Source organism: Curtobacterium sp. MCPF17_047, assembly GCF_003234045.1.
Taxonomy (GTDB): Bacteria; Actinomycetota; Actinomycetes; order Actinomycetales; family Microbacteriaceae; genus Curtobacterium.
Map to the genome: position 1 here is coordinate 30,952 of NZ_QKSF01000004.1, position 26,231 is coordinate 57,182.

Here is a 26,231-nt window from a genome sequence, read left to right on the forward strand (position 1 = left end):
GTAGGAGATCCGCAGCTACTGCACCGTCACCGACTTGCACCCGAGTGCCGTGTCGGACGCACCGCCGGGGTCGACCGCGGTGACGCAGACCTGCGAGACGCCCGTCGGTGCTGCGACCTTCGCGACGTACCCCGCCTTCGCACCGGCTGCCGGGTAAACCTTCTGGACGTCAGGACGCGCGGCGCCCGTCTTCGCAGCGGTGGTGGCCTTGCCGACGGTGACCCGGAGCGCGATCGGAGCGGCACCGGTGTCGGGGTCGTACGCCCAGCCGTTCACCGTCACGGCGCCCGCGCCGGGGGTGACGGAGTCGAGACGCCCGACCGGCGGGCTGGCGACCTGCACGGTCCGGCAGCCGAGCGTCGTGTTGGCTGAGCCGGCACCGGTGTTGATCGCGTAGACGCAGACCTGGTGCGGTCCCGGCTTCGCCGCGACGGTCGCCTGGTAGCCGTGGGCTGCGCCGAACGCCGGGTAGGCCGCGCCGATGTCCGAGCGCGCGACGTCCGCGGGGAAGCGCTTGCCGACGCCGTCGACGTAGACGTCGACGTTGATCGGCTTCGCGGTGTCGCCGTCGATCGCCCATCCGCGGACCGAGACGCCTCCGGACACGGGGGCGACCTGGTCCACGCGGCCGTCCGGCGCCGAGGCGACCGCCCGGACCGTCGTGCAGGTGCCGAGCTGGGCGTCGTGCCCGGCGCCGACGTTCACCGCGGTGACGCAGACCTTCGCGTTGCCGCTGACGGCGGGGACCGTCGCCTCGTACCCGTGCACCGCTCCGGCCGCCGGGTAGGCCTTGCTGACGTCGGCACGCGTGCGGTTCGCCGGGATCGTCGTCACCTTGCCGCCGACCGAGACCTTGACGGTGAGCGCGGTCTTCGGCTGGTTCGGGTCGTAGGTCCACCCGCGGACCGCGACGCCGCCGACGACGGTCGTGACGGAGTCGACCCGACCGTCCGGCGAGGCCTTGGTGACGGTGACCGACTTGCAGCCGAGGCTCTGGTTCTTCGTCCCGTCGACGCTGATCGCGGAGGCGCAGACCTGGTGCTTGCCCGGGGTGGCCGCGATCGTCAGGTCGTACCCGTGGGAGTTGCCGGACCCCGGGTAGGCCTTGCCCACGTCGGGTCGGCTGGCGTTCGCGGTGTAGCCCGCTCCGGAGGAGTCGACGAAGACGTGCACGCGGGTGGCGGCGGTCGTCGTCGGGTCGATGGCCCAGCCGCGCACGGCGACGGCGTCACCGGCGTCCTGGACCGAGTCGAGTCGGCCGATCGGCTTCGCGGACGCGGTCGGGGAACCGAACCAGTCCGTGTACATCCGCCAGAAGTTGCGGTTGCCGTAGGCCGAGCACGAGTCGCCGGTGCCGTAGAGGTTGTTCAGGGCCGCCGTGTTCGGGGTGTACGGCGTGTAGTAGTACAGCGCGGCGGTCGCCTTGTTCTGGACTGACACCGACTTGGTGCCGCAGGACGTGGGGACGTTGTACTGGATCTGCCGCACGCCGCCCGGGTTGAACCAGGTGAAGTAGTTGCTGGTGCCCGCGGGGTTGCCGTAGCGCTTCCACTGCCAGGCGGACCAGTAGACCTGGTTGCCGACGCCGGCGTAGGCCGGGTCACAGTGGCCGCCGACGTTGTCGGGGCAGGCGTAGCCCATCGCTCGCTCGAGCCGGGCGGCAGAGGGGTTCCGCGCGGTGGCACCGCTGACCAGGGTCTGCTCCTTCTGGAGCGTCACGAGGATGACCTTCGGGCTGATCGAGCAGGCTGCGGCCACGCGGGAGATCATCACCGCGGCCGTCAGGTTCGACCCCCCGGTGACGGCGCGGCACATCGGGTCGCTGCCACGGGAGTTCATGCTGAACTTCCCGTTGCTGAGGCAGGAGCTCGACGCACAGGTGCCGACCTGGGCGCTGAGGAACGACTGGATCTGCGCGGCGGTCATCGCTCCGCCGTCGTAGAAGTTGGCGTCCGAGATGATGTTGCCCGCCGAGAACGACGAGCCCGTCACCGCGGACGCGGGCTCCTGCGAGGCGTTGGGACCGGACAGCTGGAAACCGACCAGCACACTCGCGACCGCGAGCACGCTCGCGATGATGGCGACGACCTTCTTCACGTCGTTGGGCCTTCCGTTGGCGTCGACGGGGTTCTGTGGCGTGCGCGATGCGCTCTGCGCAATCGGTCGACCCCTGACGAACGACCGGTGCACACGGGTCACATCAGGCTACCTGGATCACAGTGATCACACAGCCCCCAGTCCGTCCCCCCGAACGGGAGGCCCGGCGCGCCACCGCCCCGCCCGCCGTGCACCTCGGTCCCGCCCTCCCACGGACGCCTGAGCGTCGCTTCAGCCGGGTGCTTCAGCCGATCGGCTCGAGCGCCGCCTCGACCCGCCGCCGGACCGCCGCGCCGACACCGTCACGACGCCGGGCGTGACGAGCGTGGCGGAGGACGGCAGGGGCCTCCCGGCAGAGGCGCCACCACGCGGCTGGTGTGAGCTGTGCCGAGCCCGGACGAAGCACGTCGCGGACCAGGCGCCCCACCGTCCGGAGGACGACCCGCAGGGCGAACCCGGCCGAGGCGTTCCGCAGGACCACGGCCAGACGGTTCCGCATGCTCTGCGACCGGACGAGTGGAGAGTCGCTCCCCGAGCTGGCGGCGTGGCGGTGCACGACGACCGCATCGGGGGCGTGCCGGACCTCGTACCCGGCGAGCCGGAGGCGCCACGCGACGTCGAGGTCCTCGTAGTACATGAAGAGGGTCGGGTCGAACCCGCCGACCTCCTCGAGCGGGCCGCGACGGAGGAACGCCGCTCCGCCGGAGAAGCCGAAGAGCGGCGCGGACTCCGGCCCGTCGTCCAGCGGCCGGAGCCAGTCGCGGTCGCGTCCGTTGCCGGACCGGTCGAGCACCACACCGGTGCCGTTGACGAGGGTCTGCCCCACTTCTGCACGCCGCCAGCGTCGGCCGTCCGGCGCGACCAGGTCGTCGGCAGACCGCCGGTCACCGGCTGCGACGGGGGCGAACCGGCCCTCGAGGACGACCGTCGCGGCGACGGCCGCGACCCGCGGTCCACCCGCGGCGAGGACCGCCAGGCCACGGTCGAGGAACCCGTGGTCGGCGACCGCGTCGTTGTTCAGCAACACGACGACGTCACCCGAGGACGCCGCGATCCCCCGGACCACACCCCCGGCGAACCCTGCGTTGGTCGGGTCGGGGACGACGACGACCGCTGGGTGGTCGGCGCGGTAGGCGGCCACCGTGGCGTCGTCCGCCTCATTGACGACGAGCACCACCTCGACCGAGGCGTCGACCCGCTGGGACAACACGGAGGCGATCGCGCGGCGGGTGAGCTCGGGCTGGTGCCAGTCGATGATGACCACGGAGACGTTCACCGCGTCAGTCTCCCAGGTCACAGGTGTCCGGAGACCGCGTCGGTATAGTCGTACCCGCCTTCCGCAGGCACCCTCGCCAGCTGACGTATGGAGTCGTTCCGTGTCCACCTCCGCGCCCCGCGTGTCCGTCGTCGTCATCAACTTCCGGGGGACGGACGACACTCTCGAGTGCATCGCCCGCCTGAGCGAGGTCGACTGGCCGGCCGACCGCCTCGAGATCGTCGTCGTCGAGAACGGGTCCGGCGACGACAGCGAACAGCGGCTCCGGGCCGCGCTCGGTGCGCAGCAGAACGTGAAGATCATCGTGTCCGCCGAGAACCTCGGCTTCACGGGCGGCAGCAACCTCGGTGCGCGCGAGGCGAGCGGTGACGTCGTCGCCTTCCTCAACAACGACGCCAAGCCCGACGTCAACTGGGTCAAGGAGGGCATCGCCGGGTTCGCCCCGAGCCCCCGTGTCGCCGCCGTCGCCAGCAAGGTCCTCGACTGGGAGGGCAAGACCATCGACTTCGTCGAGTCCGGCCTCAGCTGGTTCGGCATGGGCTACAAGAACCACATCGCCGAGCTCGACGACGGCCGGTTCGACGAGCCGCAGGACCTGCTGTTCGGCACCGGCTCGGCGCTCTTCGTCCGCCGCGACGTCTTCCTCGAGGTCGGCGGGTTCGACGAGGGCCTGTTCATGTTCTACGACGACGTCGACCTGGGATGGCGCCTCAACCTGCTCGGTTACCGGGTCCGATTCGCGCCGCGCTCGGTGGTCTACCACAAGCACCACGGCTCGATGAAGTCGTTCGGCGACCACCGCGAGATGTACCTGCTCGAGCGGAACGCCCTGCACCTGCTGTACAAGAACCTCTCCGACGAGAACCTCGGCGTCTTCCTGCCCGCTGCCCTCGCGCTGCTCGCCCGCCGCGCCGTCGCGAAGAGCGGTCGCGACTCCGAGGAGTTCGACATCCGCCGCTTCACCGGCGCCCCGGACGAGTTCGACCCGACGACGCCGATGTCGAAGGAGGCGGTGGCCGGGCTGTACGCGCTCGACCAGTTCGTCTCGGACCTCCCCCGACTGTCGGAGGAGCGTCGCCGCATCCAGGGCCAGCGCGTGAAGACCGACAAAGAGGTCTTCCGCCTGTTCGGTGACGCCTTCAAGCCGCTGTTCGAGGACGGCTACTTCCTCGAGGGCTACCAGGCCATCATCGAGGCCTTCGACGTCGAGCAGCCGATGCACCGCACCCGCGTGCTCGTCATCACCGGTGACGCCCTCGGCGAGAAGATGGCCGGACCGGGCATGCGGGCGTGGAAGATCGCCGAGGCGCTCAGCGAGCACAACGACGTCCGACTCGTGACCTGGAACGTCGCGAACCGGAAGACCGACCGCTTCGAGGTGTCCCGCGTCCCGCTCCAGCACGAGCGCGCCATGCGGGAGCACGAGGAGTGGGCCGACGTCATCTTCTTCCAGGGCTACGCGCTGCACCACTTCCAGACCCTGCAGAACTCGAACAAGATCATGGTCGTCGACCTCTACGACCCGATGCACCTCGAGCAGCTCGAGCAGGCCCGCGACAACGGTGACGTCGGCTGGCGGAACCAGGTGACCTCGACCACCGAGGTGATCAACCGGCAGCTCGAACGCGGCGACTTCTTCCTGTGCGCCTCCGAGCGGCAGCGGCTGTTCTGGCTCGGACAGCTCGCCGCGGTCGGCCGCATCAACCCCGACAACTACCTGGCAGACGACAACCTGCGGAAGCTCATCGCCATCGCACCGTTCGGCATGGACTCCACCCCGCCGGTGCACGAGCGCAAGGCGATCCGCGGGGTGACCCCCGGCATCGGTGAGGACGACAAGGTCGTCATCTGGGGCGGTGGCATCTACAACTGGTTCGACACCCCGTCGCTGGTCCGCGCGATCGCCAAGGTCGCCGAGACGCACGACGACATCCGGCTGTTCTTCCTCGGCGTCGCACACCCGAACCCGGACGTGCCGGAGATGGCGATCGTGTCCGAGACCCGTCGCCTCAGCGACCAGCTCGGGCTCACCGGCAAGCACGTGTTCTTCAACGAGCAGTGGGTCGCCCTCGACGACCGCCAGAACTACCTGCTCGAAGCCGACGCAGGCGTCAGCACGCACTTCGCGCACATCGAGACGACGTTCTCGTTCCGCACCCGCATCCTCGACTACATGTGGGCGAACCTGCCGATCGTCACCACCGACGGCGACAGCTTCGGTGACCTGGTGGCCGCCGAGGGCATGGGCGTCGCGGTCGAGGAGCGCGACGTCGACGGACTCGCCGCCGCCCTCGAGTCGATGCTGTACGACCCCGAGGCCGCGCAGGCCGCCCGCGACGCGGTGACCCGCGTCCGCTCCGACTTCACGTGGGAGCAGGCCCTCTCCCCCCTCATCGAGTTCTGCAAGGACCCGCACGTCGCCGCCGACCGCGCGCACGAAGCGGCGGTCCCGGCCGGGTCGCTCGCCGCGGCCGGACGCCCCCGTGTGCAGCTGAGCCCGGCGCGGCAGCGCGAGCTCCAGTTCCACCAGATCGCGAACAGCCGTCACGGCATCTCCCGGGACGTGCGCCTGGCCACCTGGTACCTCCGCGAGAACGGCGTCTCGGGGCTCCGGGACAAGGTCCAGAACCGTGTGCGCATCATGCGGGAGAGCAAGAACGGACGCTGACGTCCGGCGGCCGCTCCCGGTCGCCGATGTACAGTTGTCCGTCGCCCGCGTCGAATGTGAGGAAACACCTTGAGCAACATCGTCACCGAGCGGTTCGATCGGCTCCGCCAGGAGCGGATGATCCCGGCCGGTCGGCCGGCCACCGCCGTCATCGGGTCGATCCGCGAGGTCTTCGCCCACCGGCAGCTGCTCGACCTGTTGATCCGCCGTGACCTGAAGTCCCGCTACAAGGACAGTGCGCTCGGGTTCGCGTGGACGCTGATCCGTCCGCTCGTGCAGCTCGCGATCTACTACTTCGTGCTCGGCAAGATCCTCGGCGCGTCCCGCAACATCCCCGAGTTCGCCGTCTACGTCTTCGCCGGGCTGACCCTCTACGGGCTGTTCAGCGAGATCGTGGCCGCGGGCACGGCGTCGATCGTCTCGAACGGCGGGCTGATCAAGAAGATCTACCTGCCGCGCGAGATCTACCCGCTGGCGAGCGTCGGGGCGGCGCTGTTCAACTTCGGCGTGCAGCTGGTCGTGCTCCTCGTCGCGACGCTCCTGCAGAGCGGGCTCGCCTGGATCCGGCCCGACCTGCTCTACTTCTTCCCGTCGACGCTGGTGATCCTGATCTGGGCGACGGCCCTGGCACTGCTCCTCGCCGCCGCCAACGTGTACCTCCGCGACATGCAGTACCTCGTCGAGGTCCTGGTGCTGCTGCTGATGTGGGCCTCGCCCATCGTCTACAGCTGGCAGCAGGTCGCGAACGCGGCGCCGCAGTGGCTGCTCACGCTCTACACCGCCAACCCGATCACCCTCGCCGTCCTCGGGTTCCACCGGGCCTTCTGGACCGCCGGACCGGACTCGGAGTACCCCTCGCACCTGCTCCTCCGCCTGGTCATCGCCGGCGTCGTCGGCCTCATCGCGCTGGTGCTGTGCCAGCGGGTGTTCGCCAAGCTGCAGGGCAACTTCGCCCAGGAGATCTGACCCGATGACCCTCGACAACGCCACGCAGGAGACCCGCTCCCCGTTCTCGGACGCCCCCGCGGTCGTCACCGTGAAGAACGTCTCGAAGCGCTTCACGATCCGCAAGGACAACTCGCTCAAGGAGCGCGTCGTCACCCTGGGCCGCGCCGGACGTCGGCACAGCGAGGACTTCTGGGCGCTCAAGGACATCAGCCTCGACATCCCCGCCGGTACGACGATCGGTCTGCTCGGCCCGAACGGCTCCGGCAAGTCGACGCTGCTGAAGACCATCGGCGGCATCCTCGAACCCACCACCGGGTCCGTCGAGCGTCGCGGTCGCCTGGCCGCGCTCATCGAGCTCGGCGCCGGCTTCCACCCCGACCTGACCGGTCGCGAGAACGTGTACCTCAACGCCGCGATCCTGGGCCAGACGCAGGAGGAGACCGAAGCCCGCTTCGCCGACATCCTGCAGTTCTCCGGCATCGGCGACTTCATCGACACGCAGGTGAAGTTCTACTCATCCGGCATGTACGTGCGACTCGCCTTCGCGGTCGCGATCAACACCGACCCGGACGTCCTGCTCGTCGACGAGGTCCTGGCCGTCGGTGACGAGCAGTTCCAGAAGAAGTGCCTCGACAAGATCCGCGAGTTCCAGGAGCAGGGCCGCACGATCATCCTCGTGTCGCACTCCCTCGGCCAGGTCCAGGAACTCTGCGACTCCGCCGTCGTGCTGCACCACGGCGAGGTCAAGTTCCAGGGATCGGCCCGCCTGGCCGTGAAGAACTTCCGCGAGATCCTCGAGGGACGCCGCGTCGCCGAGGCCGAGGCCGCGAACCCGGAAGAGGACGCGAACCCCGGCAAGGTCGAGCACGTCGAGCTCGAGATCCCCGGTCGCGCCCCCGGCGCCGAGCACCGCCACGGTGACGACCTCGTCATCCGCGCGACGTTCTCGCACGCCGACGTCCTGCCCGAGTGGCGGGCCGGCATCAAGATCGAGAACCACCTCGGCCACCCCGCCTTCGGCATCGACAGCCGACAGACCCGGGTACGGCACGACCCGCTCCGGGGTTCGGCCACCGTCGAGTGGCACCTCAGCGACCTGCGGCTCGGCGGCGGGCAGTACTTCGTGCACGTGTTCCTCGCCAAGCCGAACGGCGAGCACATCGTCATCGAGCGCGAGGCCGCCCGCTTCGTCGTCGTCGACGAGGACACCCAGTCGGGGATCGCCTGGACGAAGACTACCGAGCGCCAGGTCAAGGGCTGACGTTGGGCGTACTCCCGGTGCTGGTCGACGCCACGTCGGTCCCGCCGAACCGAGGCGGCGTGGCACGGTACATCTCCGGGCTCCTCGCCGGGCTCGACGAACTCGACGAGCACGTCGACGTCGTGGCGAAGCCGGACGACGTCGCATGGCTCCGTGGGCTCGCCCCGGGTCACCGGTACCACGCGGCTCCGAGCTGGACGGCCTCCCGTCCGCTGCGCCTCGTGTGGGAGCAGACCGGCCTGGTCGCCCTCGCCCGGCGTGTGGGGGCCACCGTCCTGCACAGCCCGCACTACACGTTCCCGGTGATCCGGGCCTCCCGGACCGTCGTCACCCTGCACGACGCGACCTTCTTCAGCGACCCCGCCGCGCACTCGGCGCTCAAGGTGCGGTTCTTCCGCGCGTGGACGCGACTGGCACGCCGCTTCGCCCGGGCGACCGTCGCGCCGAGCGCCGCGACCGTCAGCGAACTGGACCGGATCGCCGGCCGGCCGCGTCGCGCGACCGTCGTGGCACACCTCGGCGTCGACCGTGCGCTGTTCCACCCGCCGACGGACGCCGACCTCGCCGCGTTCCGGGCGGCGCACGAGCTCGCGGCGGACGCCGAGTGGATCGCCTTCCTCGGCACCGTCGAACCGCGCAAGCGCGTGCCGGACCTCATCGCGGCGCACCGGGCGCTCCGCGCGGAGCGGCCGGACGTCCCCGCGTTGCTCGTCGCCGGCGGGCTCGGCTGGGACGAGGCCGCCGAACGCGAGTTGACGGCGGCGGGTGACCGTCCGGCAGCCCCGCTGCGCTACCTCGGGTACCTGCCCGTCGACGAGTTGCGGGCGCTGCTCGGCGGGTCGCGCATCGTGGCCTACCCGAGCATCGCCGAGGGCTTCGGCCTGCCGGTGCTCGAGGCGATGGCCTCCGGCGCCGACGTCCTGACCACCGACCGCCTGGCGATCCCGGAGGTCGGCGGCGACACCGTCACGTACACCGAGCCCGACGCCGAGCCCATCCGCGCTGCGCTGGCCGCTCTGCTCGACGGTGACCAGGCCGACCGCGCCGACCGGGTCGCCCGCGCACGTCAGCGGGCCGACGGCTTCTCGTGGGCTGCCTGCGCGCGGGCACACCTCGGGGTGTACCGGTGACCGCCGCCGCTGACGGCGCCGTCGGCGACGCCACACCCGACGCCACTCCCGCTGGGTCCGGTCCGCATGCCGCCATCGTCACCGTCTCGTACAACTCCGGCGACGTCCTTCCGGCGTTCCTCGCCTCCGTGCCGGCAGCGAGCGCCGGAGCCGTCCCGGTGGTCGTGGCCGACAACGACTCGACCGACGCGGACGCGCTCCGCGCCGTGACCGAGGCCGCGGGTGCCCGGTTCCTGGCACTCGGTGAGAACCGTGGGTACGGCGGTGCGGTGAACCGCGCGGTCGCCACGCTCGGGCCGGAGGTCCGCTGGGTCCTCGTGTCCAACCCGGACGTCGTCCTCGAGCCGGGGGCACTCGACCGGCTCCTCGCGACCGCGGAGGCCGACCCGGGCATCGGCGCGGCCGGTCCGCGGCTGCTCGAACCCACCGGCGAGGTGTACCCGTCCGCCCGGCTCGTCCCGTCCCTCCGGACCGGCCTCGGGCACGCGGTCTTCGCGAACGTCTGGCCCGGCAACCCCTGGACCCGGCGGTACCGCCAGGACGGCGAACACGACGGCCGTCGTGACGCCGGCTGGCTGTCCGGGGCGTGTGTCCTGGTGCGGCGCGACGTCCTCGACCGACTCGGCGGCTTCGACGAGGGGTACTTCATGTACTTCGAGGACGTCGACCTCGGCTGGCGCATCGGACGTCTGGGCCTCCGCAACGTCTACGAACCCGCAGCGACCGCCACCCACATCGGCGGGACCGCGACGCAGGGGTCCTCGGAGCGGATGCGCCGTGCCCACCACGAGAGCGCGTACCGGTTCCTGGCACGGAAGTACCCGGCGTGGTGGCTGTGGCCGCTCCGAGTCGTGCTGCGGGCTGCCCTGGCCGTGCGCGCCCACGCCACGAACACCCGCTGACACGGTATCGTCGGCCGATCCGACCGCCTCCCCCGGCGCCCTGAACCCGAACCCGGAAAGCCTGCCCATGACCCTCGCCGTCACCCTGATGGTCCGCGACGAAGCGGACGTCATCCCTGCCTGGCTCGACCACCACGTGGCCCAGGGGTTCGACGTCTTCGTCATCACCGACAACGGGTCGGTCGACGGGACCACCGACCTCCTCACCGCCTTCGCCGCACGGACGGACGTCACGGTCGACCTGCGCCACGACCCGGTGCACCGGAAGCAGCAGGGCACCGTCGTCACCGGGATGGCCCGCGACGCCGCGCGCACCCACCACGCCGACTGGGTCGTCAACGCCGACGCCGACGAGTTCATCCTGCCGGTCGACCGCTCCCTGACGGTGGGTGAGGTGTTCGAGCGCCTGGACCCGGTGGTCGGCGCGTTCACCGTCCCGGTCGTCAACATGACCGGGATGCTCGCCGAGTCCGGCGGTGGCGTCGAGCGCCTGCACTGGCGTGACGACCGATCGGTCACGGAACTCCAGGCGATCGGGCTGATCGGCCCGCCGAGCACCAACGCCGTGCACGTCGGCGACCCCGAGGTGACGGTCGTGCAGGGCAACCACCAGGTCAGCGTGGCGAACGGCGCCCCGGTGCCCGCCGGACTCGAGCTCGAGGTCCTGCACCTGCCGTGGCGGTCCTGGACCCAGTACGAGCACCGCGTCGACGTCAGCGGGCGCGCCTACGAGGCGAACCCCGACCTCACCCCGAGCCCGCGTCACCACGGCATGCGGGACCTCCGTCGCCTCCGGGAGGGGGTGCTCGAGTCGACGTTCGCGCTCCGCTTCGTCACCGACGACGAAGCGGCCGCAGGTCCCTTCACGCGGGACGACGGCATCGCCGAGGTGCTCCGTCGCGCCGGGTCGACCAGCATCGACGGGACACCCGACCCGGTCGTCCCCGAGGACGAGCTGCGCCGGCTGCAGCAGGTCGGTCACGCGATCGTCACCCGTGACCGGAGGATCGAGTCCCTCGAGGACAGCGTCCGGGCTGGCGAGGCGACCGCGGACACGCTCCGTGCCACCGTGCAGTTCGAGCGTGACCGGGCGCAGGCCGCGCTCCGCGAGGTCAGCGCACGGGACGCCGAACTCGCGGCGATGCACGCGCGCCGTGTCGTGCGGCTCGCGGACCGCGCGGGCGACGTGGCCCGGCGGCTCCGCCGGCGCTAGCCAGCAGCCCGGGAGGCACCGGGGCGCTCACCACGGAGCTGGCCGCCCGCACGCTGCCGTCGCACCGCTTCGAGCAGCACCTCGGCCCGCCGGACGAAGGAGTGCTCGGCACCCACGCGGGTGCCCCGCTCGGCACGTTCCGCAGCCGACGAGGTCTCCCCCTGGTGGACCAACCCGCGGAGCTCGTCCGCGTCACGGTACGTCCGCACGGCACCGTGGAACAGCTCGTCCACGCCCGGCACGGGGTCGGTGAGGACGAGGGCCCCCGTGGCCGCTGCGTCGAACAGCCGGTTGGACACGAACCCGTCGCGGGCCATGTCGTCCCAGTGGTCGTTGAGCACCACGCGAGCGCTGCGGTAGAGCGACGGGAGTGCCTCGTTCGCGACGAACACCCCGCGGTGCACGCCCTCCGGCAGCAGGCCCTCCCACCCCTCGCCCCAGACGGCGAGGTCGAGGCCTGCGGCGACGGCGTCCCGCACGACCGGCCGGAAGACCTGACGGGTCTTGCCGACGAACGCGGTGTCGAGCCCGGCGTACTCCGGTGCCCCGGGCCCCGGGTGGAAGCGGGTGGGGTCGGTGGCCTGCAGGAGCGGGGCGACGTCGAGGCCCGTGTCCGCCGCCACGCGGGCCGCCCACACCGGCCCGGCGGCGAACCGCAGGTCGTAGCGGGCCAGTTCGTCCGCCGTGACGAGGTCGGGGTGCGAGATGACCCAGAGCACGTTCGTCGCCACCGGGTGGACGGGGGTGTCGTCGAGTCCGCGGAGCGTCAGGGCCACGTCGTCCAGGTGCTCGGACAGCGGGCGGACGTGCGACTCGCGGTGGTCGACGACGACCTCCTGCCCGAGCGACCGGAGCGCCGTCGCCAGGTCACGGGCGAAGAACGTGTCACCCCAGTCGTCCCCGCCGGGGCCGGGGTGGGCGGCGATCCGGATCGACCAGCGCAGCCGTTCTCCTCGGTCCCGCAGCGTGACCCGCTCCGCACCCCGCTCGGCACGGACGACCGGTTCGCGGAGGGCGACCGGGGCTCCCGCGGGATCGGCGGCCGGGAGGCCCGGGACGAGTCCGGCGCGTTCCAGCGCGGTGATCGCGGTGCCGTCCACCCGCGTCCGCCAGTGGGTGAGGGCCGTGGCGGCGTCGGTGTCGTACCGACGCTCGCGGAGGACGCGTGTGCGGTACACACGGCCGAGTGCGACGACCACGCACGGGCCGCCGCCGGCGTCCGCGCTGTCGCGGGTGAGTCGTGCGACGGCGGTCCGGGTGTCGACCGTGCGGACCGGCAGCGCCAGGTCCGCGGTACGCACCGCGAAGCACGGTTCGTCGGCCGCGAAGACCTCGGCGCCGTCGAGCAGGTCGGCGTCCCCGGCCGGGTGCCCGCGCAGCAGTGCCGCCACCGGTGCCGTGCCCCGGACCAGGACCGCTCCGGCGCTGGCGACGAGGTCGTCACCGGTCCGGACCACACCCACGGCCACCGGTGCACGATCGAGTGCTGCCGTCAGTGTCGCGTAGGCCTCGAGGGGCATCGTGACCGACGCGTCCTGCACGACCACCCGGGCGCTCGTGAGGAGTGGCCGAGCCGCGGCCACGGCGCCGCCCCAGGTGGCGGCGACGGTCGCACGGGCGACGACGTGGTCAGCGCCGGCGACGACGGCTGGGTACACGCTCGTCGGGCCCGCGTGGACGTCGTACACGCTGACGACGACGGTCGCGGCACCGGCGTCCCGCGCGGCCCGGACGACCGCCCGGTGTCCACCGTCGCGGAACGTCGTCTCTGCGACGGTGACGACGACGTCGACCCCGTGGTCACCGGGCCGTGACAGCTCGGTGACCAGCGAGGTGTCGACCGGGAGGCGCGGCTCGGCCGGACGGTCCGCCGCCGGTGCCGACGGGGTCGGTGTGTCCGACGGCAGCGGCGCGTCGACTCCGACCGGACGGCCGAGGAGCCGGCGCCACCCGGACCGGGCCACCGTCAGCCGCGCAGGAGGTTCTGCAGGTAGACGCCGTAGCCGCCCTTGACGAGCGGTGCGGCGAGGTCGGCGAGCTGCGTGTCGTCGATCCAGCCGTTGCGCCAGGCGATCTCCTCGATGCAGCCGATCTTGAAGCCCTGCCGGTCCTCGATGACCTTCACGTACTCGGACGCCTGCATCATCGACTCGAACGTGCCGGTGTCGAGCCACGCGGTGCCGCGGTCGAGGACCTGCACGCCGAGCTCCCCGGCCTCGAGGTAGCGCTCGTTGACGGTCGAGATCTCGAGCTCGCCTCGGGCACTCGGCTCGATCGTCTTCGCGATCTCGATGACCTTGTTGTCGTAGAAGTACAGGCCGGGAACGGCGTAGTTCGACTTCGGCTCGGCGGGCTTCTCCTCGATGGAGACCGCGGTGAAGTCGTCGTCGAACTCCACGACGCCGTACGCCTTCGGGTCGGCCACGTGGTACGCGAAGATCGTCGCGCCCTGCACCTCGGTGTTCTTGCGGAGGTTCGTGCCGAGCCCGGTGCCGTGGAAGATGTTGTCGCCGAGCACCAGGGCGACGCTGTCGTCGCCGATGAAGTCCTCACCGATGACGAACGCCTGGGCGAGCCCGTCCGGGGACGGCTGCACCGCGTACTGGATGTCCATGCCGAGCGTCGAGCCGTCGCCGAGCAGGGCCTTGAACTGGTCGTTGTACTCGGGCGTCGTGATGATCAGCACCTCGCGGATGCCGGACATCATCAGCGTCGACAGGGGGTAGTACACCATCGGCTTGTCGTAGATCGGCATGAGCTGCTTGCTGATGCCCTTGGTGATCGGCCAGAGGCGCGTGCCGGAACCGCCGGCCAGGATGATGCCCTTCATGGGGATGCGTCCTTACTTCTTCGTGGTGCGGAGGGACTCGGTGTAGGCGAGGCACTCCTCGTACGTCGGCAGCAGGCCCTGCTCGTCGGCCTGCTCGAGGGTCGGCGCGCTGGTGTCCTTCTCGGACAGGACCGGCTCGCCGATGCCGTCGGGGAGCTCGAGCGCGACGGTCGGGTCGAGGATGCTGATCCCCTTCTCGCGCTCGGGGTCGTAGTGCGCGCTGACCAGGTAGTTGACCGTCGAGGCGTCCTCGAGCGCGACGATGGCGTGCCCGAGGCCCTCGGACAGGTACACGGCGCGGCGGTCGACGTCGTCGATGCGGACGGAGTCCCACTGGCCGAACGTCGGCGACCCGACGCGGATGTCGATGATGTAGTCGATGAAGGCGCCGCGGACGGCCGTGACGTACTTCGCCTGGCTCGGTGCGACGAGGGCGTAGTGGATCCCCCGCGCGACACCGCGCGACGAGATCGACATGTTCACCTGACGGAGGTCGAGCGGGTGGCCGACGGTCTCCTCGAGCACGTCCGCACGGTAGGCCTCGAGGAACGCGCCCCGGGCGTCACCGTGCTGGACGGGGGTGAACTCCCACGCGCCTTGGATCTTCAGTTCTCGGATCTGCACCGGGGCAGCCTAGCAAGAGGCCCGCACTCAGAGGCCGAGGGCTGCTCGCCAGTCGCCGTCGCCGGTCACCAGTCGCTCTGCGCCGACGTACGCCTGGGCGCGCTGCACCCGCTCGTCGGCCTCCCGGAACGCGGTGCGCAGCGCGTGCTGCCATGCGGCCGGGTCGTTCTCGGCGAGCAGTCCGCCGTGCTCGCCGATGCCGGCGTACGACGGTCGGTCCGAGGCGACGAACGGCAGGCCGAGCATGCTGACCTCGAGGAACTTGAGGTCGCTCTTGGCGTCGTTGAACGGGTCGTCGGTGAGGGGCGCGACACCGGCGGACCAGCGGTGCGCGTTCGCCCGCAGGAACGCCACGAACTCCGGGTAGTGGTTCGCACCGTCGGGCAGGTCCAGCCGGTCGAACCAGTCCGCGTCGGTGTCGGTCACGCCGACGACCTCGAGTCGGACCGCGCGACCGTCGTCGTCGACCAGCCCGTCGAACACGGGCCGCAGCAGCGCGAGGTCGTCGCCGTGCGTGGCGGACCCCATGTAGAGGACCCGGCGCGGGCCGACGGGGTCGGGACGCGACGGCCCGGTGCCCCACAGCCCGGGCTGGACGGCGTTCGGCACCACGACCGCCGTGGTGCCCGCTGCGGCGAGCACGGCGCGCAACGGCTCGGTCGACGTGACCACCACGTCGGCGGCCGCGACCACGCGCTCGACGGACGCGAGCCGCTCGGGGTCGTACTCGGCGCGGACGAGCCGGGCACGGGCCTCCCGGCTGAAGAAGTCGTCGTCCACCTCGGCGACGATCCGGGTGCCCTCGCGCCGAGCGCGCTCGATCGCGGCGTCGAGCGCGGCGAGCGGGAAGGCGTCGCGCTGGACGAGCAGCACGTCGAGGTGCGCGGTGTCCGTGCCGTCCGCCCATCGCACCGGTTCGACCTGCGCGACGCGGGCCGCGCCGGAGGCGGCGAGTGCCGACATGCGGCCGGTCACACGGATGTGCGCGGACGCGGGGTGGACCCCACCGGCTCCGTGCACGACGAAGCCGACGAGTGGCGGTCCCGGCGCCGGGCCGGAGGCCGGTGCGACGTCCTGGTCGGGGCGTCGGGTGAGGAACCGGGCGACCCGGGAGCGCAAGGACGTCACGCCGTCATCCTGTCACGCGGTGACGGCCGGGAAGTCGGACGTGGGCGGCTGCGGGGCGACCGCCGAGCGCCGGAGCGACGCGGTCCAGACCAGCGTGAGCACCGCGGCGAGCGCCACGATCGCGAGTACGACGGCGACCCGGCTCACCGTCAGCGTCACCGGCTCGTGGAACGCCGGGCCAGTGAGGTCGACGATGGCGAACCAGTCGTACCCGGCGGCGGCCACCCACGCCGTGACGAGCAGCGGCGAGAGCATCCGGCCGAACCCGGAGAGACCGATCGCCATGACGACGGCGAGGACCGGGACGACCGGCAGACCGTACCGCGCCTGGGCCGCGCCGCCCTGCATGGTGAAGCGGATCTGGAGGAAGACGACGAGCACGACGACCGCGACGAGCATGAGGGCGACGAGCACGTCGGCGACCCGGTCGGTGGCGTCCTGGCGCCGGCGGCGTCCGGTGACGGTCGTCGGGTCGGCGGTCGTCGGGTCGGTGGTCGTCGGGTCGGTGGTCGCCCGGTCGGTGGTCGTCGGGTCGGTGGTCGTCGGGCGGGGCGCCATCGGTCGGACGCGCCCGTTCCGGCGGAGCGCCGGGACCACCGCGACGACGACCGCGAGCAGGAGCGGTCCGACCAGGAGCACCCACGGCCAGGTCACGTCCAGCGTGAAGTGCCCGCGGAAGACCGAGAAGACGCCGGTCCAGAAGCCCGGGTCCGCCACCGTCTCGACGAAGCCGTGCTGTCGGCGGTGGAGGTGTGCCGCGGCCCACTCCGGCTGACTGCCCGCGATGTTCCCGGTCACACGCTCGTTCCGGAGGAAGAACCACCCGGCGGCGAGGGCCGGTGCGGCGGCGACGACGACGAGCGCGACGAGCTTGCCGACCAGGCCGTTCCACCAGCCGCGACCCCGGGCGCAGACGACGGCGACCAGGACCGCGACGACGAACACCGCGAAGGTGAGTCGGCTGAGCATGCCGGCGGCGGTCACCACGGCCGCGAGGACGACCAGGCGGGTCGAGAGGCCGCGACGGAGGGCCGTGGCCGCGACTCCGATGGCGAGCGCGCCGAAGGCGACGTTCGGCAGGTCGTTGTAGACGGCGCCACCGACCAGCAGGAACATCGACGTCAGGGAGACGACGACGGCGGCGACGCTCGCGGCACCGGGCCGGGTCGGCAGCACCCGGCGTGCGGCCCACCCGGCGGCGAGCACGGTGAGCCCGGCGAACACGGCGTTCAGGACACGCCCCGCGAGCACCGCGTGGTAGTGCTGGCCGCTGTCCCAGAGCGGCCCGACGACCGGCGCGAGGACCGCGTAGAAGAGCGGCGGGTGCTGGGAGACCCACTGCACCGGCGGGATGATGCCGAACGTCGAGTCGATCGTGAGGCCGTCCTCGAACACGGGCAGGTGACCGTGCCACACGGTGACGGCGTAGTCGAGGTGCGCTGCCTCGTCTCCGGAGTTGAACGGCGGGGCGCTGAACCCGATCGCGATCGCGGCGAAGACGGCGAAGAGGGCCGCCGCGAGGACGATGCCGGAGTGGAGGGTCATGGTCGGGCGGCGCACGATGAGCGATCCTCCCACAATGCGTCTCGGACGGGATCGCCCGCACGGGCACACCGGCACCCTCCTCCGGTAGGTCGACGACATCACGTATGGTGAACGCGGCCTGAAACGCTCCCGCGCGCCATCACCTCGAGCATGCGCGCCCAACGACCAGATCGAGACGCCCGAACGCAGTGAAGCTCTTCATCCAGATCCCGTGCCTCAACGAGGAGCAGACGCTCCCCGCAGTCCTCGAGACGATCCCTCGGTCGATCCCCGGCATCGACGAGATCGAGATCCTCGTGATCGACGACGGTTCGACCGACCGCACCGTCGAGGTCGCGAAGGCCCACGGCGTGACGCACTTCGTCCGTCACGCCCAGAACATGGGCCTGGCGCGGTCGTTCCGCGACGGCGTCGACTACGCGCTGCTGCACGGTGCGGACATCGTCGTCAACACCGACGGCGACAACCAGTACCCGCAGGCGCAGATCGCGGACCTGGTCCTGCCGATCCTCGAGAAGCGTGCCGAGATCGTCATCGGTGACCGGCAGACGCGCACCATCGAGCACTTCTCCGGCTTCAAGAAGCTCATGCAGCGCTTCGGCTCCTGGGTCGCCAGCCGCGCCGCCGGCCTCGACCTGCCCGACGCCGCGAGCGGGTTCCGCGCCTACTCGAAGTACTCGCTCATCCGGCTCAACATCGTCACGCGGTTCAGCTACTGCATGGAGACGATCGTGCAAGCCGGCTACAAGCGCATCGCGATCGCCAGCGTGCCGATCACGACGAACGCCAAGACGCGTGAGTCGCGGCTGTTCAGCAACATCTGGCAGCACATGTTCGAGTCCGGGTCCGCGATCGCCCGCGTCTACCTGATGTACCGACCGATGGCACTGTTCGCCTGGGTCAGCGCGGTGCTGGCCGTCTGCGGGCTCATCCCGTTCATCCGGTACCTGGTGCTGCTCGCGACGGACTCCGGCGGCAACCACCTGCAGTCGCTCCTGCTCGGGCTGGTCCTCGTCATCACGGCGGTGCTCGCGATGACGATCGGCGTCGTCGCGGACCTGACGCGGCTGAACCGGACCCTGGCCGAGGAACAGCTCGACCTGCAGAAGCTCGCCCGGTACGGTGACTGACCCCGTCCCTCCGGTGCGACGTCGCGAGTGGGTCGTCGTCGCCGCGGTGACGGCGACGTTCGGCCTGCTGCTCGTGCTCTGGGCGGCTCTCGTCCCGACCTTCCAGGCGCCCGACGAGCGTGCGCACTTCGACGCGACCGTGCACGTCGCGATCGGCGATGGCTGGCCCGACCCGGGCGACCTCCGCGTGCTCGACGCGGTCCAACAGGCGAGCGACCCCCGACCCGACAGCGCCCCGACCATGGGTGAGCTCCTGCGCTCGACCGGGGCTTCGTCGTCGGACACCGTCGACCAGATGACCCAGCACCCGCCGACCTACTACCTCGTCGCAGCGGGTGTGCTCCACCTGGTCGACTTCGAGTCCCTCCGGCCGCACGTCGCGCTGCTCGCGGTCCGGCTCCTCGGTGCCCTGTTCGTCCTGCCGCTGCCGGCACTCGCCTGGGCCACCGTCCGGCGGGTGACCCGGTCGCCCCGTGCCGCGCTGGTCGGGGCGTTCGCCGTCCTCGCCGTCCCCGAACTCGCCTCGATCGGTGCCTCGGCGTCGAACGACGCGCCCGTCGTGCTCTTCGCGGCGACCACCGTGTGGCTGGCCGTCCGGGTGATGACCGGCGACGACCGGGTCCGCACCGCGCTCGCCCTCGCCCTGTCCCTCGGCGTCGCGATCGTCTGGAAGGGCACCGCGCTCCCGCTGATCCCGTTCGTGGCGGTCGCCGTGCTCGTCGCGCCGATGCGTCGGGCCGGGGTCCTGCCGCGCGCCGTCCGGGCGCTCTGGGTCCTCGCCCTCGCCGCCGCCGTCGGCGCGTGGTGGTGGGTGCGCAACCTCCTCGTCTTCCACACGCTGCAGCCCAGCGGCTTCTCGGCCATCCGCCCGCCGAAGCCCTTCCCGACCGGGACCGGCCCAGACCCGGCCGCCTTCGCCGACGTGTCGTGGTCGACGATCGCCCGGACGTTCTGGGGCAGCTTCGGCGGACGGGCGCAGTGGATCCTCTCCCCCGTGGTCTTCGAGACCGCGACGGTCCTGGGTCTCGGTGCCCTGCTCGTCTGGGGCTTCCGACGCGCGCCGGGGCTCCGCGTCGCGATCACCCTCGCCGTGCTGCCGGCGACGATCTTCGTGCTGCAGACCGCGAACGCCTGGGGCAGCTACCGCGCCACCACGTTCATCGGCGCGACCCAGGGCCGGTACTACTTCCCCGCCCTGCTCGCGTTCATCGCCCTCAGCGCGATCGCCTGGCGCCGTGCTGTCCAGACCGACCGCGGCCGTCGCCGGTTCGCCGTCGTCGTCGCGGCCCTGTCCGCCGCGATGGCGGTCTACGGCCTGCTGTTCACCTACGGGAGCATCGCCGAGCACTCCCGGATCCGGGTGACGCCACTCGGACTCGACGTGCTCGCCACGTCGTCCCCGGTGCCGGTCCCCGTGATGGTGGTCGGGTGGCTCGTCGCGGCCGTGGTGCTCGCCGCCGCGGTGGTGGTCGCCGCCACGCTGCGGCCGTCCGTCGACGACCCGTCTCGGACCGACCCGCTCGGTACCGCAGGAGCCGGGACCGAGACCGAGACCGAGACCGAGACCGCCCACCGTGGAGGGACGACCGCATGAGCACCACGCGAACGCGGACCCGCGCGGTGGCCGTCCGCCCCGCCGCCGGTCGTCGACACGACCGACCGCCCGTCGGCCGTCGCGAGGCCACCACGGTCATCGGCCTGACCGTCGTCTTCGGGCTCGTCCTCGCCCTCTGGGCGTACGTCAACCCGTCGCTCCACGGCCCGGACGAGCTCGCCAACGTCGACGCGGTGATCCACCTCGCGATGGGACAGGGCTGGCCGCCGGCCGGTGACCTGCACTACCTGCAGGGCCTGCTCGCCCAGAACGTCCCGGTGCACCTGCCCGCCGCCACCGACCGGCCGGACTTCGCGACGATCGTCGGCGACGGGTCGGAGAACCCGCTCGTCAACCCGATGTCGCAGCACCCGCCGACCTGGTTCCTGGTGCAGGCGGTGGTCGCCCACCTGCTCGACTTCGCCGGCCGCCGCTGGGACATCGTCGTGCTCGGCATGCGCCTGGTCGACGTCGCGGTCATGCTCCCCGTCCCGGCGCTCGTCTGGGCGAGCGTCCGTCGGGCGACCGGTTCGCCCCGGACCGCCGTGGCCGCGGCCGCGACCCTCCTGGCCGTCCCGCAGCTCGCGCAGCTCGGCTCGTCGGTGTCGGTGTGGGTGCCCGTGATCACCGCCGGCGTGCTCGCCACGTGGCTCGCGGTGCGTGTGCTCACCGGGGACCGCTCCTGGTGGACGGTCCTCGCCCTCGGCGGCGCACTGGCCGTGGGGACCGCGATGATGGCCGGCGGCGCGATCGCCGTCCCGTTCGCGCTCCTGGCCGTGGTCGTGGCGCGGAACGGGTCCGGGCCGCTCGGCCGCCTGCTGCGTGCGCTGGTGGTGCTCGCGGTGCCTGCCGTCACCACCGGGTGGTGGTACGTCGCGCTGGCCGTGCAGACCGGCACGCCGCAGCCCGATCCGTTCCCCGCCGTGTCGATGTCGTGGCCCGCGCACGAGTCGCCGGCGCCGACGCAGTTCGCGGGCGCGTTCTGGAACGGCATGTCCAACTCGTTCTGGGGCCTCCTCGGCCGGTACGAGTGGCCACTGTCGGCCGTGCTCGTCGACTCCTTCACCGTGATCGCCCTGACTGCGCTGGTCTGGGGGCTCAGCCGCCGAACCGTGGACCGCCGCACCGTGCTGGTCACCGCGGCCTTCCCCGTGACGGCCCTCGTCGTCGTGCTCGCCCGCGACTGGGCCACGTACGCCAGCCACCTCGGCGTCACCGTGAACCAGGGCCGGTTCCTCTTCCCGGCGCTGGCCGCGTTGCTCGTCGCCCAGGCCTGCGCGTGGCGCGCCCTCGTCGAGCGCGACGCGGTCCGGGTCCGCCTGGCACGCGCCGCGATCGTCGTGGCGCCGCTGGTCGCGGTCGCCGCGCTGGGGTTGCTCTACTCGGGGTCCTACGAGGAGCTCGTCTTCCGCATCTCGGTCGCCGGACGCCAGACGCTCTTCGGCTCGCTGCCGTACGGCGTCCGTCCGCTCGCGGCCCTCGTCGGCGCCACCGCACTGGTCGGCCTCGTGACGCTCGTGCTGGCCTGGGGTGCCGTCGGGCGACGGGGACCGCAGGATGCGGCGACCGCCTCCTCGGTCGGAGCGGACGACACCGACGCTGCCCGCCCCGTCGGCACCGGCCCGCAGGACGTGCCCACCGCCGACCAGCCCGACCCCGACCCCGACCCCGACCCCGACCACGGCGCCCGGTAGACTCACCGCCGACCGACCGCTCACCGATCACTGAAGGAACAACGCGTGAAGATCCTCGTCACCGGAGGGGCCGGCTTCATCGGCTCGAACTTCGTCCGCCGTACGCTGCAGGACGCCTACCCCGGCCTCGAAGGTGCCGACGTCGTCGTGTACGACGCGCTCACCTACTCGGGCAACCTCGAGAACCTCGCGTCGGTGGCGGACTCGCCGCGGTACACCTTCGTGCAGGGCGACATCACGGACGCCGCCAAGCTCGACGAGGTCGTCCCGGGCATCGACGCCATCGTGCACTTCGCCGCCGAGTCCCACGTCGACCGTTCGGTCCGCGACTCCGGCATCTTCGTCGAGACGAACGTCGTCGGCACCCAGCGTCTGCTCGACGCCGCCCTCCGGCACGGCACCGAGCGGTTCGTGCACGTCTCGACCGACGAGGTCTACGGGTCGATCAGCGAGGGCTCGTGGGACGAAGAGCGCCCGCTCGAGCCGAACTCGCCGTACTCGGCGTCGAAGGCCGGCAGCGACCTGCTCGCGCGCAGCTACCACCGCACGCACGGGCTGAACCTCTCGATCACGCGCTGCTCCAACAACTACGGGCCGTACCACTTCCCCGAGAAGGTCATCCCGCTCTTCGTCACGAACCTCATCGACGACCGGCACGTGCCGCTCTACGGCGAGGGCGACAACATCCGCGACTGGCTGCACGTCGACGACCACACCCGCGGCATCGCGATGGTCCTGACCAGGGGCCGCGCGGGCGAGATCTACAACATCGGTGGCGGCACCGAGCTCACGAACAAGGAACTCACCCAGCTGCTCCTCGACGCGACCGGCAAGGACTGGTCGTACGTCGACCGCGTCCAGGACCGTCTCGGCCACGACCTGCGCTACTCGGTCGACATCTCGAAGATCCAGGCCGAGCTCGGCTACGAGCCGCAGGTGCCGTTCGAGCAGGGTCTGGCCGACGTCGTGCAGTGGTACCGCGACAACCGCGCTTGGTGGGAGCCCCTCAAGGAGCGCGCGGCGCTCAGCTGAGCCCGGCGACGACGATGACGCGCACCCTCATCACCGGCGCCGCCGGCATGCTCGGCCGCGACCTCCAGCTCGCGCTGCAGGGCCGTGACGTGACCGCGCTCGGCCGCGCCGACCTGGACATCACCGACCCGGACGCGGTCGACGCGGCCGTCGCCGGCCACGACGTCGTGATCAACTCGGCGGCGTACACGAAGGTGGACGACGCCGAATCACACGAGGACGAGGCCGCCGCGGTGAACGCCACCGGCCCACGGCTCCTCGCCGAGGCAGCGGTACGCCACGGCGCGAAGCTCGTGACGATCTCGACGGACTACGTGTTCGACGGCAACGGCACCGCGCCCTACGCCGAGGACGCACCCACCGATCCGCTGAACGCGTACGGGCGGACCAAGGCGGCGGGCGAGGCGGCCGTCCGACAGGTCGCGCCGGATTCGTCGTACATCGTGCGGACCGCGTGGATCTACGGCGAGCACGGCCCGAACTTCGCCGCGACCATGCTCCGGCTCGCGGCCTCGCACGACACGGTCTCGGTGGTCACCGACCAGGTCGGGCAGCCGACCTGGACCGGCGACCTGGCCGCCCGCATCGTCGAGCTCGTCGACCGGGACGCTCCGGCCGGCATCTACCACGGCACGAACTCGGGCCAGGGCTCCTGGTACGACTTCACGCGCGCGATCTTCGCCGAGAACGGACTGGACCCCGAGCGCGTGCTCCCCACCGACAGCGCGACCTTCGTCCGTCCCGCACCGCGCCCGGCGTACAGCGTGCTCGGGCACGACGCGTGGTCCCGAGCCGGTCTCGCCCCGATGCGTGACTGGCGCGAAGCGCTCCACGCGGCGGTCGAGGCGGGGGCCCTGCGCCGCTGACTCGTCCTGACGGGACGACGACCGACGGGAGGCGCGGTGCCAGCTGGCACCGCGCCTCCCGTCCGTCGTCGGTCCGGCGCGCTCCGTCAGCGGACGATCGCAGCCAGCCGCTCGTCGAGCGGTCCGACGGCTGCCGCCGGCCGGAACCGCTCGGCAGCCGCAGCAGCAGCGGAGCGGCGTTCGGCGAGGAACGCCCGGTCCTCCGCCAGGGCACGGAGCGTGGCGGCGAGGGCGCCGGCGTCGCCCGGCGGGACGCCGATCACCGCGTCCCCGAACGCCCGGCGCTGGGGCGCGGTGTCGCTCGTCACGACGGCGAGGCCCGCGGCCGCGCACTGGTAGACCTTGTTCGGCACGACCTTGCGTGCCTTCGGCGTCGTGCCGAGGATGCCGATGCCGACGTCGTGCCCGGCGACGAGGGCCGGCAGCTCCTCGGACGCGACCCACGGGATCCACTCGGTGGGGGCGCCCCCCGTAGCAGCGGCCTGCGCCGCCTCGAGGTCCTGGCCGGAGCCGATCATCGTGACGCGGACGGGGTCCTCCGGACGGAGTCCCCCGATCGCGGCGCCGATCGTCGCCGCACCCTGGAGCGGGGTGAAGAGCCCGAAGAACACCACACGCAAGGGCCCGTCGGTGGCGGCCGAGGGCGACGACTCCTGCGCGGCGTCGTACCACTGCGCCGTGGCCCCGACGGGGACGACGACCGCCTTCGCCCGCAAGCGCTCGGGCACCAGGTCGCGGTGCTCGTCGGTGTCGAGGACCACCACGTCGGCGATCCGCAGCGCCGCGCCGTCGATCGCGCGGAGCAGCCGCTGCTTGAGGCCGGTGCCGCCGACCCCACGGTCCTGGGCGGTCGTCGCGGCGAACACCAGGTGGTCGAGCACGATCGGCGTGCGCGGGAAGAGCAGGCGTGCGAGCCAGACGTCGAAGTGCCCCATGTAGCCGACGAGCACGGCGTGCGGCCGGCCGGCGGCCCGCGCGCGCACCGCCTTCCCGGTGAGCCGTGACCAGCTCCGGACGAGTCGCCCGGCCATCTGCACGGCTCCGGAGCGGGCGCCGAGCATCGCGACACGCTCGCGCGTGGAGAGGCCGAGCGGGACGTTCGCCTCGGTGACGACGTGTCCGCGGGCGCGGAGGCCGTCGGCGAGCACCCGCACTCGAGGGTGGTCCGCCGCCTGGTATGTTCCGAAGGCCAAGATCCGCACGTGGGCCGTCCTCTCCGATGCTCGCGTGCGCCGCATCCGAGCCGGCGCCCGATCAACCCTAGGTGAGAATGACCGAACCCCAGCAGCCCGCCGGACGCTCCCGGACGAAGACGATCGTCCGTGTCGTCGGCCTGGTCGTCGCCCTCGTCCTGTGCGTGGCCTTCCTGGTCCCGCGCGCCGGGGACATCGTCGACGCGTTCGGCCGACAGGACCCGCTCACCCTCGTCGGCGCGTTCGTCACGGGCGGCGCGGCGACCTACGTGACGTTCCTGTCCTGGCGCGCGCTGATGTCCGGAGCGGGGCACCGCATCCCCCTCGGTGCCGCACAGCGGGTGTTCTTCCTGTCCCAGATCGGCAAGTACATCCCGGGCTCCGTGTGGCCGATCGTGGCGCAGGCCGACCTGGGCCGCGAGCACCGGGTCCCCGCGGCGCGCAGTGTCGCGGTGGGCATGCTCACCCTCCTCATCAGCTGCGGCGCGGGTGTCTCGATCGCGGCGGTCACGATCCCGTTCGTGCAGCCCGACGCCTTCTCGCGGTACTGGTTCGTGGTGCTCCTCGTGCCGGTGGTCCTCGCGGCGCTGCACCCGGCCGTGCTCCGGTTCGGGCTGCGCCTGGCCTCGAAGGTCACCCGCCGAGACCTCGGCACGCTCGAGATCAGCACCGGCGCCGTCGTCCGTGCGTTCGGGTGGGCGCTGCTGGCGTGGGTGGTGTTCGGCCTGCACATCGTCCTGGTGCTGGTGCCGCTCGGACACGTCGACCTCCGCGTGACGACGCTCACCGTCGGCGCCTACGCCCTCGCCTGGCTCGTCGGCTTCCTGGTCTTCTTCCTGCCGGCCGGGCTCGGCGGACGCGAGGCCGTCCTCACCGCGCTGCTCACCGCCGGGGTGCCGCTCGGCGCGTCAGCGGCGGTCAGCGTCGCCGTGACCTCCCGTGTGCTCCTGACGGTCGTCGACCTGGTGTTCGCCGGGGCTGCCGTGCTCGGGGAACGCCGCCGTCGGCGTGCGCCTGCTGTGGACGAAACCAGCGACCTCCCCGGTTCTCCCGAACGCCACTGGTAGCCTCGTCAGTCGACCCCGGGACGACCCGGGACG

20 protein-coding genes are annotated in these 26,231 nt (G+C 71.9%); 12 read left to right on the forward strand and 8 right to left on the reverse strand.

Going from position 1 to position 26,231, the window contains the following annotated elements:
* Positions 1-15 precede the first annotated feature (15 nt).
* Both DEJ33_RS05425 and DEJ33_RS17435 read right to left on the reverse strand, forming a co-directional pair.
* A complete protein-coding gene (locus DEJ33_RS05425; RefSeq protein ID WP_111194432.1) occupies positions 16-2,097 on the reverse strand; it encodes a hypothetical protein in 2,082 nt (693 codons plus the stop codon).
* A gap of 244 nt (positions 2,098-2,341) precedes the next feature.
* The gene (locus DEJ33_RS17435; RefSeq protein ID WP_220034444.1) at positions 2,342-3,373 is read right to left on the reverse strand and encodes a glycosyltransferase family 2 protein; all 1,032 of its coding nucleotides are present in this window, start codon (positions 3,371-3,373) and stop codon (positions 2,342-2,344) included.
* Positions 3,374-3,473: 100 nt separating this feature from the next.
* Between DEJ33_RS17435 and DEJ33_RS05435 the strand changes: the two genes are divergently transcribed.
* The 6 genes from DEJ33_RS05435 to DEJ33_RS05460 all read left to right on the forward strand — a co-directional run bounded on the left by DEJ33_RS05435 (position 3,474) and on the right by DEJ33_RS05460 (position 11,495).
* Positions 3,474-6,041: a glycosyltransferase gene (locus DEJ33_RS05435; RefSeq protein ID WP_220034445.1), complete on the forward strand. Its 2,568-nt coding sequence runs from the start codon at positions 3,474-3,476 to the stop codon at positions 6,039-6,041.
* Between the two features lie 69 nt (positions 6,042-6,110).
* Complete coding sequence (locus DEJ33_RS05440; RefSeq protein WP_258378099.1) at positions 6,111-7,007, forward strand: ABC transporter permease; 897 nt, start codon at positions 6,111-6,113, stop codon at positions 7,005-7,007.
* 4 nt (positions 7,008-7,011) lie between these two features.
* Complete coding sequence (locus tag DEJ33_RS05445; RefSeq protein WP_111194434.1) at positions 7,012-8,250, forward strand: ABC transporter ATP-binding protein; 1,239 nt, start codon at positions 7,012-7,014, stop codon at positions 8,248-8,250.
* 59 nt (positions 8,251-8,309) lie between these two features.
* On the forward strand, positions 8,310-9,380 hold the full coding sequence (locus tag DEJ33_RS05450) for a glycosyltransferase family 1 protein (protein WP_220034446.1): 1,071 nt from the start codon (positions 8,310-8,312) through the stop codon (positions 9,378-9,380).
* Complete coding sequence (locus DEJ33_RS05455) at positions 9,377-10,282, forward strand: glycosyltransferase family 2 protein (RefSeq protein ID WP_181437255.1); 906 nt, start codon at positions 9,377-9,379, stop codon at positions 10,280-10,282. Before DEJ33_RS05450 ends, DEJ33_RS05455 begins: the two co-directional genes overlap by 4 nt.
* 67 nt (positions 10,283-10,349) lie before the next feature.
* Entirely contained in the window at positions 10,350-11,495 is a 1,146-nt protein-coding gene (locus DEJ33_RS05460) for a glycosyltransferase family 2 protein (RefSeq protein ID WP_111194435.1), read from the forward strand.
* Here DEJ33_RS05460 and DEJ33_RS05465 read toward each other — a convergent pair.
* From DEJ33_RS05465 to DEJ33_RS05485, 5 genes are read right to left on the reverse strand one after another with little or no spacing between them, the layout of a single operon-like run.
* Positions 11,492-13,459 carry a glycosyltransferase gene (locus tag DEJ33_RS05465; protein WP_111194436.1) on the reverse strand — a complete coding sequence of 656 codons (1,968 nt, stop codon included), beginning with the start codon at positions 13,457-13,459 and terminating at the stop codon, positions 11,492-11,494. The two genes, DEJ33_RS05460 and DEJ33_RS05465, sit on opposite strands and share 4 nt — an antisense overlap.
* 2 nt (positions 13,460-13,461) lie before the next feature.
* The gene (gene rfbA / locus DEJ33_RS05470) at positions 13,462-14,325 is read right to left on the reverse strand and encodes a glucose-1-phosphate thymidylyltransferase RfbA (protein WP_111194437.1); all 864 of its coding nucleotides are present in this window, start codon (positions 14,323-14,325) and stop codon (positions 13,462-13,464) included.
* A gap of 12 nt (positions 14,326-14,337) precedes the next feature.
* Complete coding sequence (locus tag DEJ33_RS05475; protein WP_111194438.1) at positions 14,338-14,949, reverse strand: dTDP-4-dehydrorhamnose 3,5-epimerase family protein; 612 nt, start codon at positions 14,947-14,949, stop codon at positions 14,338-14,340.
* Positions 14,950-14,976: 27 nt separating this feature from the next.
* Positions 14,977-16,077, reverse strand: a complete 1,101-nt coding sequence (locus DEJ33_RS05480; protein ID WP_111194439.1) for a glycosyltransferase — start codon at positions 16,075-16,077, stop codon at positions 14,977-14,979.
* 12 nt (positions 16,078-16,089) lie between these two features.
* Complete coding sequence (locus DEJ33_RS05485; RefSeq protein WP_181437256.1) at positions 16,090-17,637, reverse strand: glycosyltransferase family 39 protein; 1,548 nt, start codon at positions 17,635-17,637, stop codon at positions 16,090-16,092.
* 173 nt (positions 17,638-17,810) lie between these two features.
* On the opposite strand from DEJ33_RS05485, the gene DEJ33_RS05490 reads away from it, so the two are divergent.
* From DEJ33_RS05490 to rfbD, 5 genes are read left to right on the forward strand one after another with little or no spacing between them, the layout of a single operon-like run.
* On the forward strand, positions 17,811-18,752 hold the full coding sequence (locus DEJ33_RS05490) for a glycosyltransferase family 2 protein (protein WP_111044314.1): 942 nt from the start codon (positions 17,811-17,813) through the stop codon (positions 18,750-18,752).
* A gap of 13 nt (positions 18,753-18,765) precedes the next feature.
* Positions 18,766-20,346: a glycosyltransferase family 39 protein gene (locus DEJ33_RS05495; RefSeq protein ID WP_111194441.1), complete on the forward strand. Its 1,581-nt coding sequence runs from the start codon at positions 18,766-18,768 to the stop codon at positions 20,344-20,346.
* A complete protein-coding gene (locus DEJ33_RS17145; protein ID WP_181437257.1) occupies positions 20,343-22,040 on the forward strand; it encodes a hypothetical protein in 1,698 nt (565 codons plus the stop codon). Before DEJ33_RS05495 ends, DEJ33_RS17145 begins: the two co-directional genes overlap by 4 nt.
* Before the next feature lie 45 nt (positions 22,041-22,085).
* On the forward strand, positions 22,086-23,072 hold the full coding sequence (gene rfbB, locus DEJ33_RS05500) for a dTDP-glucose 4,6-dehydratase (RefSeq protein ID WP_111194442.1): 987 nt from the start codon (positions 22,086-22,088) through the stop codon (positions 23,070-23,072).
* Between the two features lie 14 nt (positions 23,073-23,086).
* On the forward strand, positions 23,087-23,938 hold the full coding sequence (rfbD, locus tag DEJ33_RS05505; RefSeq protein WP_111194482.1) for a dTDP-4-dehydrorhamnose reductase: 852 nt from the start codon (positions 23,087-23,089) through the stop codon (positions 23,936-23,938).
* A gap of 86 nt (positions 23,939-24,024) precedes the next feature.
* Here rfbD and DEJ33_RS05510 read toward each other — a convergent pair whose 3' ends face one another.
* Positions 24,025-25,140 (reverse strand): glycosyltransferase, encoded by a 1,116-nt coding sequence (locus tag DEJ33_RS05510; RefSeq protein ID WP_258374609.1) that lies wholly within the window; start codon positions 25,138-25,140, stop codon positions 24,025-24,027.
* A 68-nt stretch (positions 25,141-25,208) separates the two neighbouring features.
* On the opposite strand from DEJ33_RS05510, the gene DEJ33_RS05515 reads away from it, so the two are divergent.
* A complete protein-coding gene (locus DEJ33_RS05515) occupies positions 25,209-26,198 on the forward strand; it encodes a YbhN family protein (RefSeq protein ID WP_111194444.1) in 990 nt (329 codons plus the stop codon).
* Positions 26,199-26,231 lie beyond the last annotated feature (33 nt).